A 15,919-nucleotide genomic window follows, 5' to 3' on the forward strand; every position below is an offset into this window, starting at 1 on the left:
CAGAAACTCCAAGGGTATAAGTCATCTATCTACAAAAGATGTGCCGTTTCATGAATATTGTAAATTATTGAAATTTAACAACATATATGGATATTAATTTAGGCGGTATTGCAAATACGCAATCATAATTCATTGCAGAAGCATCCCTTTTTATGAAATAGAGCCAGTGGAGTCTTATCCCTGCGTGCACCATTTTATCAAATGCAAAATAGATTGCACCAGTGCAATTGTTTCTCGCAATGTTGCATTGATGCAATCACTAAGAATATAAAAAACAACGAACCTGATGCTGGTCGTTTATGCTGGTCAGGTCAGGATGTTCCTGCTGGCATCGGGGCATTTTTCGGGAGCAACGATCATAAAACCGGCAACCCGGGGGCAGAGCACTGAGAGGTGGGACATTGCCCGGAATGGAAACAAAGGAGTTTCGTTCTTCTGAAGGTCGGGCCTCCTGCAAGGCGCGGGTATAGGGATGGGAGGGGTTTTGAAACAATGTTTTGACAGAGGAAATTTCCACAATTTCGCCAGCATACATCACGGCCACACGATCTGACAGATAGCCCACAATATCCAGATCGTGACTGATAAAAATCATACTCATGCCCGATTCTTCCCGGAGTTTTCTGATTTGTTCCAGAATCTGGGCCTGGGTTGTCACATCCAGAGCTGTGGTGGGTTCATCCGCAATCAACAATTGGGGGGAGCAAGCCAACGCCATGGCAATCATCACCCGTTGTCGCATTCCGCCTGAAAACTGATGCGGGTAGCTGGAAGTTCGTTGTTCAGGATCAGGAATGCCTACTTTTTCAAACAGTTCAATGACACGTTTGGCGCGCTTCTGTTTTCCCAGTGAGGTGTGTTCTTTCAGGACCTCATCAATCTGCCGGCCAACAGTATGGACAGGATTCAACGCCGTCATCGGTTCCTGAAAAATCATGCTGATTTCATTACCGCGGATGCCACGCATCGTTTCATTGGTCGCCGTTAATAATTCTCTTCCCTGCCAGGAAATGGATCCTTCCGTTCGCTCCAGTGGGGGGGATAAAATCAGACGCATAAGGGAAAGTGCCAGCATGGATTTTCCACATCCTGACTCCCCGACAATTCCCAGTGTTTCACCAGAATGCAGTTCAACATTGATATGATCCAGCACACACAGTTGTTTTTTGATTGTTGTCAGATACAGCGAATAATCACGCACTTGAAGGAGTACAGAGTCAGTCATGGTTATCATTTATGAAGTTGGGGATCATAATAATCACGCAAGGCATCCCCCAGCAGATTGAAGGCCAGCACCACCAGCATGATCGCGATTCCCGGGAAAATGGAGACATGCGGCGCTTCCAGCAGATAATCCTTGCCATCCGCCAGCATGGAACCCCAACTGGGTGTGCCGGGTGGAACTCCCAGGCCAAGAAAACTGAGACTTGATTCAGAAATGATGGTTCCTGCCAGACTGAAGGTGGTCTGAACGATGACAGGATGCAGGATATTGGGTAAAATATGACGGAACATGACCCGGAAATCCGAGATTCCTGAGGTTTTGGCGGCAAGAATATATTCCTCCTCTTTCACGGATAACACTTGACCTCTCACCAGACGGGTATAACTGACCCAGCCTAAAACCGTCAGGGCAAAGACCACATTATTGATATCAGGCCCCATCACCGCGACCAACGCTATGGCCAACAACAGGCCGGGAAACGCCATGAGGATATCCACAATCCGCATGATGATGCTATCCAGCCAACCACCGTAGTAGCCGGAAATCAGCCCGATGCTGATGCCGACCAACGACGAAATGCCAACGACCCAGAAACCGACATACAGGGAAATTCTGGCGCCATACAGCATACGGCTCAAAATATCAGATCCATTCTGGTCCATTCCCAACCAGTGTCTGGCTGTGGGGCCTTCCAGTTGTGCCACGAGATCCATTTCTTCAGGTGAGAACGGCGCAAGCCATGGCGCAAACACAGCCGGTAATAAAAAACAGATTAGGATAAAAAGGGTCAGACCCGTGAGTTTTTTATCGCGAAGTATCATTGCAGTCGCACCCGTGGATCCAGAAAAGTGTAGGAAATATCTGTCAGCAGATTGATCAGCACATAACTGCATGCGATAAAAATCACACAGCCCTGAACCAATGGATAATTTCTGGTCTGAATGGCATCAATCAGCAAACTGCCGACGCCCGGCCAATCAAAAATCCGTTCGGTAATAATGGCTCCCGAAAGCAGAATTCCGACTTGCAGTCCAATCACGGTCACAATGGGAATCGACGCGTTGCGCAAGGCATGCTGAAACAAAATCCGCATTTCTGAAATGCCTTTGGCCCGTGCCGTCCGGATGTAATCTTTGGACAATGTTTCAAGAACAGAAGAACGGGTGATGCGTGACAGAATGGCGGCCAGGGAGGTGCCCAGTGTGATGGCCGGGAGGATGAGATGCAGGAAAGTTCCCCGTTCATTGACCGGCAACCAGTCCAGTTGGATGGAAAATATGAGAATGAGCACAGGACCCAGCCAGAAATTGGGAATGGAGACACCAAGCAGAGAAAAAAACATGGCCAGATGATCTACCCCTTTGCCACGGTTCACTGCCGAAATCAGACCGAGGGGAAGGGCGATGAACAGCGTAACCACCATGGCACCACCCATCAATTCGACCGTTGCGGGAAGACGATCGAGAATTTCATCCAGCACGGGACGTTTGCTGTGAATGGAAACCCCCAGATTTCCCTGTGCCAACTGGGTCATGTAGTTCCAGTATTGCAGATGAATCGGCTGATCGAGTCCTAATTGACGAGACAAGGCTTCTTTGTCAGTCGCCAGTGCGGAATCACCCAGCATCAGATCAACAGGATCACCCGGAATGAAATGAATCAGCAAAAAAACCAATGTCACCACGCCGAGCATCACCGGAATCAGCAACAGTAATCGACGAACCAGAAATTGCCCCAAAGTTTTCCCCTGAATCAGATATTTGAATTAACCCACGAACATCCAGGGGGCCGATTGACGGTACTGTTGTTCAAAGGCCATGATTTTTTCCTGAAACTGAAGGGTCCAGCCAATATCATCCAAGCCTTTAATCAGGCAATCTTTGGAAAAGGCATCCACCTTAAATGAAAAGTTTTTGCCTGCTGGGGATGTGACTTGTTGTGTTTCCAGATTCACCGTCAGTTGATAACCTGGTGTCGTCTCAATTTCATCCATCAGGGATTGAACTTCGCGGGGTCCCAGCACTACGGGCAAAATACCATTTTTAAAACAATTGTTATAAAAAATATCCGCAAAACTCGGGGCAATGATGCAACGGAATCCATAGTCCAGCAAGGCCCATGGCGCATGTTCGCGACTGGAGCCACAGCCGAAATTGTCTCCGGCCACCAGAATCTGCGCTCCTTGATAACGGGAAGTATTCAGTACAAAATCAGGATTGATCTGAGTTCCCTCCTGATCCAGGTATCGCCATTCATGAAACAGGTGAACGCCGAAACCGGTACGTTCGATTTTTTTAAGAAATTGTTTGGGAATGATCGCGTCAGTGTCCACATTCATGCGGTTCAGTGGCGCGGCAAGAGCTTTGAGTGTGTGAAACGGTTGCATAGATTTTCATCCGGAAAAAATTATTCATCAGGGATGCATGACACATCCCTCTCGAAAATCAGGAAATCGTGCGGATATCGACAAAGTGACCAAATACTGCGGCGGCGGCGGCCATTACAGGACTGACAAGATGAGTTCTGCCTCCGCGTCCCTGCCGACCTTCAAAATTTCTGTTACTGGTGGAAGCACACCGTTCTTCGGGTTGTAGCATGTCCCCATTCATGGCAAGGCACATGGAACATCCGGCTTCACGCCATTCAAAACCCGCTTCTTTGAAAATTTTATCCAAACCTTCCTTTTCTGCCTGTTGCTTGATCAAGCCACTACCGGGAACAATCATGGCTTTTACTTTTTTATCCACCTGCCGGCCTTTGACAAAGGTTGCCACAGCCCGCAAATCTTCAATGCGGGAGTTGGTGCAGGAACCGATAAATACGGTATCCACATGAATATCCTGAATCGGCATGTTGGGTTTCAATCCCATATATTCCAGCGCGCGTTCCAATGATTTTCTGAGGTTGGCATCTTTCACAGCGGCAGGGTCCGGCACATTTTCCGTCACCGCGCTCACCATTCCCGGACTTGTTCCCCAGGTTACCTGTGGCAGAATATCTTCCGCCTGTAACGTCACAATGGTATCAAACTGTGCGTCTTTGTCGGAAGGCAGTTGTTTCCATGCGGCAACAGCTTTGTCAAAAACGTCTCCTTTGGGTGCGAACGGGCGACCGTTGAGGTAAGCAAAGGTTTTTTCATCCGGTGCGACCAATCCAGCTCGTGCGCCTGCTTCAATGCTCATATTGCACAGCGTCATGCGCCCCTCAACAGACATTTCCTCAATCACTTTACCGGCGTATTCCATCACATATCCGGTACCCCCGGCGGTGCCGATTTTACCGATAATGGCCAGAATCACATCTTTAGGCGTTGAGCCTTTGGGTAATTTTCCTTCAATTTTGACCAGCATTGTTTTGGGCTTTTTCTGCTGAAGTGTCTGGGTTGCCAGCACATGCTCCACTTCAGAGGTTCCAATTCCAAATGCCAGCGAGCCGAAAGCACCGTGTGTCGCAGTGTGAGAATCTCCACAGACGATGGTCATTCCGGGCAGGGTCAAGCCTTGCTCAGGTCCAACAACATGCACAATACCCTGTCGTTCATCATCAATATCAAACAGGGTCACACCAAAATCCTTGCAGTTTTGGCGGAGTGCTTCCACCTGTCTGGCCGAAATCGGATCAGAAATAGGTTTGTCACGGTCGATGGTTGGGATATTGTGATCGGGTACCGCATAAGTCGATGCGATATTTCGAACTTTGCGTCCTGCTAATCGCAGTCCTTCAAAGGCTTGAGGTGAAGTCACCTCATGCACCAGATGCCGGTCAATGTATAAGATGGTATTGCCTTCCTGTTGATGCACCACATGGGCATCCCATATTTTTTCAAACATTGTCTTTCCCATAAACTCCTTGGGGGAACAGGTCACTAAGAATGATTCCTGTGCGTTACAGATCAGGAATCCTGATACTTAATTTTCAGGGATTGTGAAAAGATGGGGCGATAGTATCAAAATAAGCGTTCGAGTCAAGAACTGTTGAAGTCGCCTTCGCATAATTTAATCTTCGTTGGATCAGTTGGTTTCAAATAAAAAAACTTCTGCATGCTACGAACGTCTGGAGTATGAAAATCTGGAAACTGAAGCAGTCCCTTGCAATTTCCATTCACGTAAGTGCAGGTATTATCTCAGATCAAAACAATCTATAAACATAGCCTCGTAAATGGATATTAATCCCCCCGGAACCTCCACCATGGCTTCTACTATATAAATTAGTAGACCCATATTCAATGTCATGCAATACAGCAGAATAATTATCTGAAGATCCAGAATATGCGGCCATGTATTCATTAGCCTGATTGTTGTTAAAACTTAAAAAGCAGCCTGAGACAGATGTATTACCGACAACATCAATCACAAGGGATAAAGCAATCACTATCGGGGGAACATATGTTGATATATCCGTTCCAGTTAAAGTGGTATCAGAAGAAAAAGCTCTTAACACGTACATTCCAGGTGTATTACCAGCCTCATCTTTAGGAACAATCACATGATTGTCCTGCTGAATAAATGGCAGAAAATCAGTTCCAGTATTATGAACAACCCCCACTAGCCTGTTATGGGTATATCCAGATGGCATTGTGGGGACAGTAGATGAAGCAGAAAGCAGACTTGCTGTAGTTGTTCCATTCCAAATCACCCAGATATAATACCAACTATTAGCCGCTTCAGAGCCTGTATCCAATCCATTTGCACCTGAAACCGTAATGTCCACCGTACTGCTAACGTTTGAGAGCACCTTTGTAATATTATTGCTGTCATAGACCGTCAGAAAATCTGCGGTTATATCGACCTGATAGGTGGGGTTAGTGGTATTGGTTTTGATGATGATTTTGTAATCCCTTTGAGGAATTTTATAGGAATCTGAGGAAATAGTTCCTCCCGACAGTGTCCCACTGACACTCATATTTCCTGTGACTGCAGGATTTCCTGTAATGTTGAGGCTATTTCCGACGGCTTGAATTTTACCAAGCAATTCATTGACAGCACTATAAACCGTATTGAATTGAGAGTTGATAGCGGAAGAACTGATGACTGTACCCGATTTGAAATCTGTGCGACTGATGCTGGACGGAGTATCAGCATAACTCAGGATTGCCAGAAAGACAGAGCAGATAGTAATCCCCAGAATGGTAGAAGGCAGATGAAACCATCTTTTCTTTTTTTCATCCTGTTCGATGCGTTGAAGACGTTTTTCCAGTTGCTCAATTATATTTTTAGATGTTTGGTCGTTCATTGTTCCCCCTTGATTAAAAAATGTGGTTTTTTTAGGTGGTTGGCTACTATTCATATTTATGTGCTATATCAAATTGAAAGTTCTCAGACAAATATATTATTCGGAAAAGTTCGGAAAAGTTCTGAATAAGTTGGAATAAGTTAGTGAAAATAATGGTTTAATAAGAGATCAACACTCTTTTAATAAAAAATGATTGATCACATTTCCGGCAATCGGTCAAAAAATAGGCCTTTGATTTGATCCACTGTTTGGGTTTTATGCTTTTGGGGCAGCCCCTGTGTCTGATCTGGAGTTGGAGGAATACACACCCCTACAATTTGTGGCCGAAAATAGGATCAACCCCAACTCAATAAATGCTAATACTACCGTAACACGTTGCTAACATTTTCCGTTTAGGGTTAGCCGGTCGTTCCCCAACATCATCTGAGTGAGGTTTTGCTTTGGGTAACAGGCACCTGTAACTATTTTTAACCGATTGATGGAGAGATCTATGCGTATATTTGCCATAATGATAATGCTGACACTGGTACTGGGATGTTCAGCGTCCAGTAATAAACCTATGAGTGAGGAACATCAAAACATGGAATCCGGTACAGAGGAAGTCTCCATGAAGCCAGCACAATTGGAGAGTTCCACCAATTATTATGTCTGGAGTTATGAGGGCCGGATTTATGTCATCCACAATGAGAACGTCAACGCCAAATTTGAGGAGTTTCCTCACATGCCTTTCACAAAGACCATCCTTGGATTGGGGCCGGAAGGTGAAACAGTGGTGTTTGAGGTAGACACTAAAAAACCTGAAGTCACCGAAAGACTTGAAGCGCTTTATGCAGGCAAACCCTGGCTTGTGTCGTCTGCGGATGATCTGAAGGTATGGCAAAAGGGATCCAGATTGTTTGTGGTGGGTAATCAAAAAACGAATGAATCTTTCAAGGAAACCGGACACCTGCCCTATACCAAAACTTTTCTGGGAATGGGACCGAATGGAGAAACCGTTGTCTTTGAAGTAGACCCCAAAGATGATTCCTTTCAGACACAATTGATTGAAAAATATAAATCCTCCCGAATGTAAGCCACAGTCTTTCCTGCCTTAAATCATTTGGTGATGAAATCCTCTGGTCCGCCACGATGTCATCACCATGCGACGGATTGAGCCGGATCCCGGGTTCCCCCATTGTTTCCTCTGACTCATGATTGTTCCCAGTTTCTATTCTGAGATGGACAGTTCTTTGAGCACAAAATAGAACAAACCTCACACTCAGTGCTGTTTAATTTTCTAAAAAAGGATGCGTAGGATGGGTAGAGCCTTAGCGATACCCATCGAGTTTTGTTGGGTTTCACTTCGTTCTACCCAACCTACCCACCATGCCAAACCAATAATTAAACGACACGGCCTCACACTAAACCAACGATATCCGGAATCAAAAGATTGAATACCGGGTGCGTTGGTATCAAAATTTCCACCTTTTGACCTAAAAATGAAGTTGAACTTGAGTCTGGGATATTTTAGAGATTATATCTCCCTTCTTTTGAAGCAGGAACCCTACTGGATTCTATGATTTTACGAACATTTACTTTCGTGACAACGACTCCGAATGTCCTCAGTTTTTCAGAGCGGTAATTACCCGGTTCTCTCCGCATAAATAATATCAGGACATCTATCCCCTTATATAAACCGGAATTTTTGAGAGATACACATGGCACGCAGCAAACAGAATACTGACCCGTTGAACTCAGCTCTTCAGCGCACTCCCATTGCCGTTGTCGGCATGACAGGTGTATTTCCTGAGGCGCATAATCTTGGCGAGTATTGGGATAATATCCTGAAAGGTGTGGACTGTATTCGTGATGTTCCTCCATCCCGTTGGAGTCTGGATGACTATTATGACCCTGATCAGAACACCCCGGACAAAACATACTGCAAACGTGGCGGTTTTCTGCCGGAACTGGATTTCAATCCCATGGAATTTGGATTGCCTCCCAATATTCTGGAAGTCACCGATGTTTCACAATTGCTGGCGCTGGTGATTGCCCGTGATCTGCTGGATTCTTCAGGTTATGGTGAGTCCAGAAATTACGACCGGAACAAAATGGGAATCGTACTCGGATTGGGTGTCGGACAAAAATTGATTGGCCCCCTGATTTCAAGACTTCAATATCCGGTATTGGCCAAAGTTCTGAAAAGTGTGGGCGCCAGTGACGCTGACATAGAAAATGTGGTGGAAAAATTCAAAAAAGCCTACATCCGCTGGGAAGAAAACTCCTTTCCCGGAATGCTGGGGAACGTGGTTGCGGGACGCATCGCCAACCGCCTTGATCTGGGTGGTATCAACTGCGCGACCGATGCGGCCTGTGCCAGTTCCCTGGCGGCTGTTCGGCTGGCAGTCAGTGAATTGCTGGAACACCGCAGTGAAATGATGATTACCGGAGGCGTGGATACAGACAATTCGATTTTCATGTATCTGAGTTTCAGTAAAACCCCCGCATTCACTACCGCAGACCGGGTACAAACCTTCGATGCGGACTCCAAAGGAATGATGGTGGGCGAAGGCATCGGAATGGTTCTGCTCAAACGACTGGAAGACGCGGAACGGGATAAAGACCAGATTTTTGCGGTACTCCGCGGAATTGGCGCGTCCAGCGATGGTAAATTCAAAAGCATTTACGCACCTCGTCCGGCCGGTCAGGAAAAAGCACTGATTCGTGCCTATGAAGATGCGGGAATCAACCACCAGAGTATCGGCTTGATCGAAGCGCATGGAACAGGAACCGGAGCCGGGGACGTGTCTGAATTTCAGGCGTTGAACAAAGTGTTCAGTGTGGATAATCCCCAAAAACAGCACATTGCCCTCGGCAGTGTCAAATCCCAGATCGGACACGCCAAAGCCGCCGCAGGAGCCGCCGGATTCATCAAGGCTGTTCTGGCCCTGCATCACAAGGTTCTGCCGCCAACCATCAATGTCAAACAACCTAATCCCAAACTCAATGTCCAGGATTCTCCGTTTTACATCAATACCGAATCCCGACCATGGATTACGCAAAATGGTGAATCCCGCCGTGCAGGAATCAGTGCCTTTGGCTTTGGGGGCACCAATTTTCATATTGTCCTTGAAGAATATCATCACGAACTCACCGGCAAACGATTCAACCGGATGGCGTCACCGGTGTTGATTCATGCGGAAACCCTGGAGGCTTTGAAACTAACCCTCAAAAACAGTCTGGACCAATTACAGGGGCCCGATGGTCCACAACAATTTCCGGGATGGCTGGAAAACCATGGAATTCGGGAAATCCCCACGAATGATGTGCGGTTGGGTTTTGTGTGTGACAAACGTGAAGACGCCATCAGCAATCTGGAAGACGCTCTTCGGCTGTTGAGTGAAAAACCGGATCAGGACGCATGGGAGTCTTCCGGCATACATTTCCGCAAACAGGGACTTAAAACATCCGGCAAAGTGGTTGCGCTTTTTCCCGGACAAGGTTCCCAGTATCTCAATATGGGACGTGAACTGGCTAACTCATTCCCTGATATTCAGAAAGCCTATGAACAGATTGACGCCTTGTTTGTCAAAGATGGCGCTGAGCCGTTGTCCAAAAGAGTATTTCCGATTCCTGTTTTCAGTTCAGAAGAGACTGCTGTCAATCAGGATATTCTGCAATTGACCCAACATGCCCAGCCTTCCATCGGGACCTTCAGTGTAGGCTTATTCAAAATTCTGGAAAAATGTGGCTTCAAGGCTGATTTTACCGCTGGTCACAGTTTTGGTGAACTCACCGCGCTGTGGGCGGCGGGTGTGCTCAATGATCCTGATTATTTTGCGCTGGCCCGGGCTCGTGGAAAAGCGATGGCCGCTCCGGAGGATCCGAATTTTGACGCGGGCACCATGGCGGCTGTCATGGGTTCGACCGAAGCGATTCAGGCTGTGATCAATGATTTTCCCAATATCAAAATCGCCAATTTCAACTCACAAAAACAAAACGTGATTGCCGGTCCCAAACAAGAGGTCATCGAAGCTCAGAAAGCTTTGAAAAAACAAGGCTTGTCCGCAGTGCTGCTTCCGGTTTCCGCGGCCTTCCATACGCCGTTGGTGGGACACGCACAGAAACCGTTTGCCGACGCCATCGACAAAGTGACCTTCAAGGCTCCAGTCATTCCTGTTTATTCCAACGCAACCGGCCAGGCCTATCCCAAAACGCCGAAAACCATTCAGAAACAACTCCAGGAGCATATTCTGCACTCTGTCAGATTTCAGAATGAAATCGAAAATATTTATCAGGATGGCGGGACCATTTTTGTGGAAATCGGCCCTAAAAACGTATTGACCAAACTGGTGGAAACCATTCTCAAGGGTAAGGATTTTCTGGCGATTGCCCTCAATCCAAATCCCAAAAAAGACAGTGACAGCCAACTGCGTGAAGCCGTTGTCCAGTTGAGTGTGGCTGGTTTCCCACTGCATGATTTTGACCCCTTCCAACCCACGCTGGAACCACCCAAAAAGACAAGTCCGGTCAGTGTGAAATTGTCAGGAAACAACTATGTCAGTCCCGCGACGTCCAAAGCCTTTGAAGACGCGTTGAAGGATGGTTATCGATTGCAGGGATTGGGAAAAATCCAGCAAACCGCCGGTACCACAGAAGCCACGCCCCAGGTTATAAAAACCCCCTCAAGTCCTGTGGTCAAAGCTCCGGTCGCCGCACCGGTTCAACCACCGCAAGCTGTAGTTGCGAAGCCTTCAACCCAGGTTATTTCGTCACCATCCGTATCCATTCCATCAGGGAGTCAACCGGCTATGAAACATACATCCTCTTCCGAGTTATCATCACCCCAGACTGTTTCCAACGGCAGTCCTCAACTGGAAAGAGTCATTGACAGCATTGAGCACAGTCTGTCTCACTTCTATACGTTGCAATCGGAAACCTTGAGAGTGCATGAAAAGTATCTGGAAAGCCCACGGGAATATTCCAGAACTTTCCTGGAACTGATGAAACTTCAGACAACGCTTGTGCAGAACAACGCTGATATGCAGGTGATTTCAAACATGGAACATGGCATGGATATGTTTCATAATCATCAGGGAGAAACCCTGCGGGTTCATGAGCAATACCTGCACACCCAGGCCGATCATTCACGAAGCGCTCTGGAACTGATGAGAGAACAATACAACGCCGTAGCCCACAGCATTGGCATGCCACAATCCGGGACAACCCTTGTTTCCACACCAGCACCGCGTCTGGAACAACGAGCTGCGGCACAGCCACAGATTCCAGTTCGAACACCAGTCCCCTCAAGACCTGCGCCTGTTCCTCCAGTGGCATCGCCGGCACCAGTGGTCACAGCGCCCAAACCAGTACAGGCACCAGCACCAGCACCCAAAGCAGCAATTCCCCAGTCCGCTCAAAGAGTGCAGCAACCTCCAACGCCGATAAAACCAGTGGTAGCGCCAGCACCTGCCGCACCATCAAAACCCGGTGTGGATGCAGAGCAACTGACAAAAACCATGCTTTCTGTAGTAAGCCAGAAAACTGGATATCCCACTGAAATGCTGGAACTCGGGATGGATATGGAAGCCGATCTGGGTATCGACTCTATCAAGCGGGTGGAAATCCTTGGCACTGTCCAGGATCAATTTCCTCAATTGCCACAGATCAATCCGGAGGAACTGGCTGAATTACGCACGCTGGGTCAGATTGTGGATAAAATGAAATCCTTTATTCCTGCCGGTGGAAGCTCCGTTTCGGTAGCGGCTCCAGTTGCCCGAACCGCAAGTATCCCTGCATCCCCGGCATCAACCACGGGGGCAGTCAACCTGAATCAGGTGACAGACATCATGCTCAAGGTCGTGAGCGCAAAAACGGGCTATCCTGTAGAAATGCTGGAACTCGGTATGGACATGGAAGCCGATCTCGGCATTGACTCCATCAAACGGGTGGAAATCCTTGGAACCGTGCAGGATCAATTGCCGGGCTTGCCACAGATCAACCCCGAAGAAATGACGGAGTTACGAACTTTGGGTCAAATTGTTGACAAAATGAAATCCAGCCTTGGAAGTGCCGCACCTGCTCCTGTTCAAGCACCAGCGGTTCCGTCAACTCCGGTGCCCTCCGCCCCGGCGACCACAGTCCCGGCACAAACAGTCGGAACTGGACTGAATGTGGAACAAATCACCCAGACCATGCTCAAGGTTGTGAGCGCAAAAACGGGCTATCCCGTAGAAATGCTGGAACTCGGAATGGATATGGAAGCCGATCTCGGCATTGACTCCATCAAACGTGTGGAAATTCTCGGGACTGTGCAGGATCGTCTCCCCGGTCTTCCGGAATTCAATCAGGAAAGCCTGGCAGAACTGCGAACCCTTGGTCAAATTGTGGAATACATGAAACAGCAAACAAGTTCCGCAGGACCTTCTCACGAAGCTCCGGTAAAAAAAAAAGCCCTGACCAATCTGGTACCCTGCAGGGTCGCTAGACTTCAAAACATCCCCAATCCGGACTATCTGCCCTTCACTGGAGAAGGGCAGACCTGTCTGCTCACTCATGATGGCACCCCGTTGACTGCCGAACTGGCCCGACTCCTTCAGGAACAGGGCTGGGATGTTTGCGTGCTGATTTTCCCGGAATCCATAGTTGCCTCACCAGTTGTCATTCCACGGGAAATTCCACAGGTGGTCATGTCTGAAACGGGTGAAACCGCTATCATCAATACCCTACAGTTGATCCGGGCAAAAACGGGCACGATCCAGGGGATGATTCATCTTAACCCCATTCAAAAATCTGTTGCCACCATTGAATTTTCAGATACCTCCAGAGCGTTGCTGTTGCACGTATTTCTTCTGGCAAAGCACATCAAAGACGATCTGAACCATACCCGAAGCACCTCCAGAAATTTTTTCATGACGGTGGTCAGACTGGATGGACGTTTGGGACTTGCCGGACCTCACACATCCATCATTGAGGGTGGAATTGCCGGTATTTCCAAAACAGCCATGCGAGAGTGGCCTGATGTTTTCTGTCGCACAGTGGATTTGCACCCGGAGCTTTCAGTTCAGCAAGCCGCGTCTTTTATCATGGCCGAAATGCATGATCCTGATTTGAGGCTGATGGAAACCGGCTATACGTCGAAAGGAAGAGCCACCATTCTGGATGAAGTTGTCTCAGAAATTCAGTTGGAACCAACCCCTGGGCTTGTTACTGCGTCTTCGGTATTTCTGGTGAGTGGCGGCGCTAAAGGCGTCACCGCAGAATGCGCGATTCAACTGGCACAGAACAGCAAGTGCAAACTGATTTTAATCGGACGTTCCAACTATTCCGCCAATGAACCGGAATGGGCCAAAGGCTGTGACGATGTCACCGAACTCAAACGGAGAGTGATGGAACATCTTAAATCCACAGGGGACAAACCGACTCCCGCAAAAATTCAGCAACATCTGTCACCCGTGTTGTCCGGCAGGGAAATCAGAATGGCCTTGACTCGCATTCAGCAGGCAGGCGGTCAGGCGGAATACATCAGCGGGGATGTGACAAACGCCGTAGATCTGAAACAGAAAATTGACCCCATCGTCAAAAAATGTGGTGCGATCACAGGTCTCATTCATGGTGCGGGAGTTCTCGCCGACAAATGGCTGGAAAAGAAAACGATCAAAGATTTCGAAGCGGTTTATTCAACTAAAATTGATGGACTGAAAGCACTTCTGAGTCTTGTTGAACCCAATCAACTTCAGCATCTGGTCATGTTTTCTTCCGCGGCAGGTTTTTATGGAAATCCGGGACAGGTGGATTATTCTGTGGCCAATGAAATTTTGAATAAAACCGCATGGCGCATGAAGCAACAATATCCGAAATGCCATGTGATTACCTTCAACTGGGGACCATGGGATGGGGGCATGGTCACTCCCGAACTCAAGCGAATGTTTACCCAGAAACAGGTATACATCATTCCGCTGGATCATGGTTCGCAACTGTTCGCACAATGCCTGACTTCCGCCAATGCTCCAGTTCAGATCATTGTCGGTAGTTCCATGCAGAGCGAAGGCGAAGTGCGTTATCCGGAACTGCGTTCATGGCATTTTTCCAGAAAACTCCGGGTAGAAGCCAACGCGTTCACCAAAGATCATGTGATTGGGGGGAATCAGGTGTTGCCCACCGTTTCAGTGATTGCGTGGATGGCTGATGCCTGTGAACAGATCTATCCCGGATTCACGTTTTTTCGCTGTGATGATTACACCATGTTCAAAGGTGTGGTGTTTGATGAAACCCTGGCTGATGAATATTTTGTTGATTTGCGGGAAACGCTGAAAACGCCCGATGAGATAGATTTTGAAGTGAAAATTCAGAGTCTGGATTCCAAAGGGAACAACAGAGTTAATTACGGCGCAAAAATCAAACTGGTGCGAGTCATGCCTGAACGAGCCGTGTACCAGTCGTTGGATCTAACCCGGCGTGAACCTGTTGATGGCAATATTTTTTATCAAAACGGCACCCTGTTTCATGGACCGCTGTTTCAGTCGATAGAAGAGGTTTTGAACCTTCAGGCTGAAAAACTGACCATGCGTTGCAAAGCGGTCGCCGTGAATGAAGCGGTTCAGGGACAGTTTCCGGTCAGAACCTTTGATCCATTTTCCGCTGATGTACAATTTCAGGCCATGCTGATCTGGGCCAGACATTTTTATGATGCGGCCAGTCTGCCTTCACGGGCAGGTATCGGTGAACACTACCTGTCTGTCCCGGCAGGCGCGACCTTTTATGTGTCACTGGACATCCGCAAGCATTCAGCGTCCAATCTGGTCGCGGACATCACCGTCCATGATGAAAACGGACTGATCTACACACGTGTCATCAATGCGGAAGTGACTCTGAGTAAACAGTTGAATCGATTGTTTGTGCCGGCAGGAAGTAAGAACTAGGGTTTTGATATGCTTGGAAAATTAACACAGTATCTTCAATTTCAGTTGCATGAATATCAAATTGAATATCGGGTGCATTCAACTCAACGAATGGCTCAACGGAATGTTACTGTTGAGGATGTGGAATCATCGTTACTGAATGGTGACGTCATTGAAGAATATCTGTCTGATTTTCCATTTCCAAGTGTTCTTATGAATGCTGTAACCCCAAAAGGAAGAAGGTTGCATGTGGTAGTTGGAATGAATCATATAGCAAAAATACTTGTGATTATAACTGTTTATGAGCCTGATCCTGTCAAATGGGATATTTCTTTTACGAAAAGGATTTTATGAAATGCGCAATTTGCCATCATGGACAGACCGAACCTGATAAAATTCATGTGACATTGAAAAGAGACAATACCATTCTGGTGTTTCAAAATGTACCTGCTCAAGTTTGTGATAATTGTGGAGAAGAATATCTATCTTCCGAAACAAACCACTTATTGTTGGAACAAGCCAATCGGTCATTTGCTCACCATGAGTTATTGAGTCTTCTTGATTTTGTCGCATAATGATCAAA

General features: G+C 47.4%; 10 protein-coding genes. 4 read left to right on the top strand and 6 right to left on the bottom strand.

Annotation, left to right across the window (positions count from 1 at the left end; genetic code table 11):
• Positions 1–259: 259 nt before the first annotated feature.
• The 6 genes from HQM11_10710 to HQM11_10735 all read right to left on the bottom strand — a co-directional run bounded on the left by HQM11_10710 (position 260) and on the right by HQM11_10735 (position 6,511).
• Positions 260–1,225, bottom strand: a complete 966-nt coding sequence (locus HQM11_10710; protein MBF0351493.1) for an ABC transporter ATP-binding protein — start codon at positions 1,223–1,225, stop codon at positions 260–262.
• A 5-nt stretch (positions 1,226–1,230) separates the two neighbouring features.
• The gene (locus HQM11_10715; GenBank protein MBF0351494.1) at positions 1,231–2,046 is read right to left on the bottom strand and encodes an ABC transporter permease; all 816 of its coding nucleotides are present in this window, start codon (positions 2,044–2,046) and stop codon (positions 1,231–1,233) included.
• Positions 2,043–2,963: an ABC transporter permease gene (locus HQM11_10720; protein ID MBF0351495.1), complete on the bottom strand. Its 921-nt coding sequence runs from the start codon at positions 2,961–2,963 to the stop codon at positions 2,043–2,045. The genes HQM11_10715 and HQM11_10720 overlap by 4 nt, the downstream gene beginning before the upstream one ends.
• 27 nt (positions 2,964–2,990) lie before the next feature.
• On the bottom strand, positions 2,991–3,611 hold the full coding sequence (leuD, locus tag HQM11_10725; GenBank protein MBF0351496.1) for a 3-isopropylmalate dehydratase small subunit: 621 nt from the start codon (positions 3,609–3,611) through the stop codon (positions 2,991–2,993).
• A gap of 58 nt (positions 3,612–3,669) precedes the next feature.
• Entirely contained in the window at positions 3,670–5,067 is a 1,398-nt protein-coding gene (leuC, locus tag HQM11_10730; GenBank protein MBF0351497.1) for a 3-isopropylmalate dehydratase large subunit, read from the bottom strand.
• 286 nt (positions 5,068–5,353) lie between these two features.
• Positions 5,354–6,511: a hypothetical protein gene (locus tag HQM11_10735; GenBank protein MBF0351498.1), complete on the bottom strand. Its 1,158-nt coding sequence runs from the start codon at positions 6,509–6,511 to the stop codon at positions 5,354–5,356.
• Between the two features lie 436 nt (positions 6,512–6,947).
• Between HQM11_10735 and HQM11_10740 the strand changes: the two genes are divergently transcribed.
• The 4 genes from HQM11_10740 (at position 6,948) to HQM11_10755 (ending at position 15,911) form a co-directional block, all read left to right on the top strand.
• The gene (locus tag HQM11_10740; protein MBF0351499.1) at positions 6,948–7,529 is read left to right on the top strand and encodes a hypothetical protein; all 582 of its coding nucleotides are present in this window, start codon (positions 6,948–6,950) and stop codon (positions 7,527–7,529) included.
• Positions 7,530–8,154: 625 nt separating this feature from the next.
• On the top strand, positions 8,155–15,357 hold the full coding sequence (locus HQM11_10745) for an SDR family NAD(P)-dependent oxidoreductase (GenBank protein ID MBF0351500.1): 7,203 nt from the start codon (positions 8,155–8,157) through the stop codon (positions 15,355–15,357).
• Between the two features lie 9 nt (positions 15,358–15,366).
• A complete protein-coding gene (locus HQM11_10750; protein ID MBF0351501.1) occupies positions 15,367–15,690 on the top strand; it encodes a DUF4258 domain-containing protein in 324 nt (107 codons plus the stop codon).
• A complete protein-coding gene (locus HQM11_10755) occupies positions 15,687–15,911 on the top strand; it encodes a type II toxin-antitoxin system MqsA family antitoxin (GenBank protein ID MBF0351502.1) in 225 nt (74 codons plus the stop codon). The genes HQM11_10750 and HQM11_10755 overlap by 4 nt, the downstream gene beginning before the upstream one ends.
• Positions 15,912–15,919 lie beyond the last annotated feature (8 nt).

Source organism: SAR324 cluster bacterium, assembly GCA_015232315.1.
Classification (GTDB): Bacteria; SAR324; SAR324; order SAR324; family NAC60-12; genus JADFZZ01.

Bases quoted from the DNA above. Each gene is read 5' to 3' on its own strand.
- HQM11_10755 (MBF0351502.1), top strand. From the start codon at position 15,687: ATGAAATGCGCAATTTGCCATCATGGACAGACCGAACCTGATAAAATT.
- HQM11_10735 (MBF0351498.1), bottom strand. From the start codon at position 6,511: ATGAATAGTAGCCAACCACCTAAAAAAACCACATTTTTTAATCAAGGG.
- HQM11_10710 (MBF0351493.1), bottom strand. From the start codon at position 1,225: ATGACTGACTCTGTACTCCTTCAAGTGCGTGATTATTCGCTGTATCTG.
- leuC (MBF0351497.1), bottom strand. From the start codon at position 5,067: ATGGGAAAGACAATGTTTGAAAAAATATGGGATGCCCATGTGGTGCAT.
- HQM11_10740 (MBF0351499.1), top strand. From the start codon at position 6,948: ATGCGTATATTTGCCATAATGATAATGCTGACACTGGTACTGGGATGT.
- HQM11_10750 (MBF0351501.1), top strand. From the start codon at position 15,367: ATGCTTGGAAAATTAACACAGTATCTTCAATTTCAGTTGCATGAATAT.
- HQM11_10715 (MBF0351494.1), bottom strand. From the start codon at position 2,046: ATGATACTTCGCGATAAAAAACTCACGGGTCTGACCCTTTTTATCCTA.
- leuD (MBF0351496.1), bottom strand. From the start codon at position 3,611: ATGCAACCGTTTCACACACTCAAAGCTCTTGCCGCGCCACTGAACCGC.
- HQM11_10745 (MBF0351500.1), top strand. From the start codon at position 8,155: ATGGCACGCAGCAAACAGAATACTGACCCGTTGAACTCAGCTCTTCAG.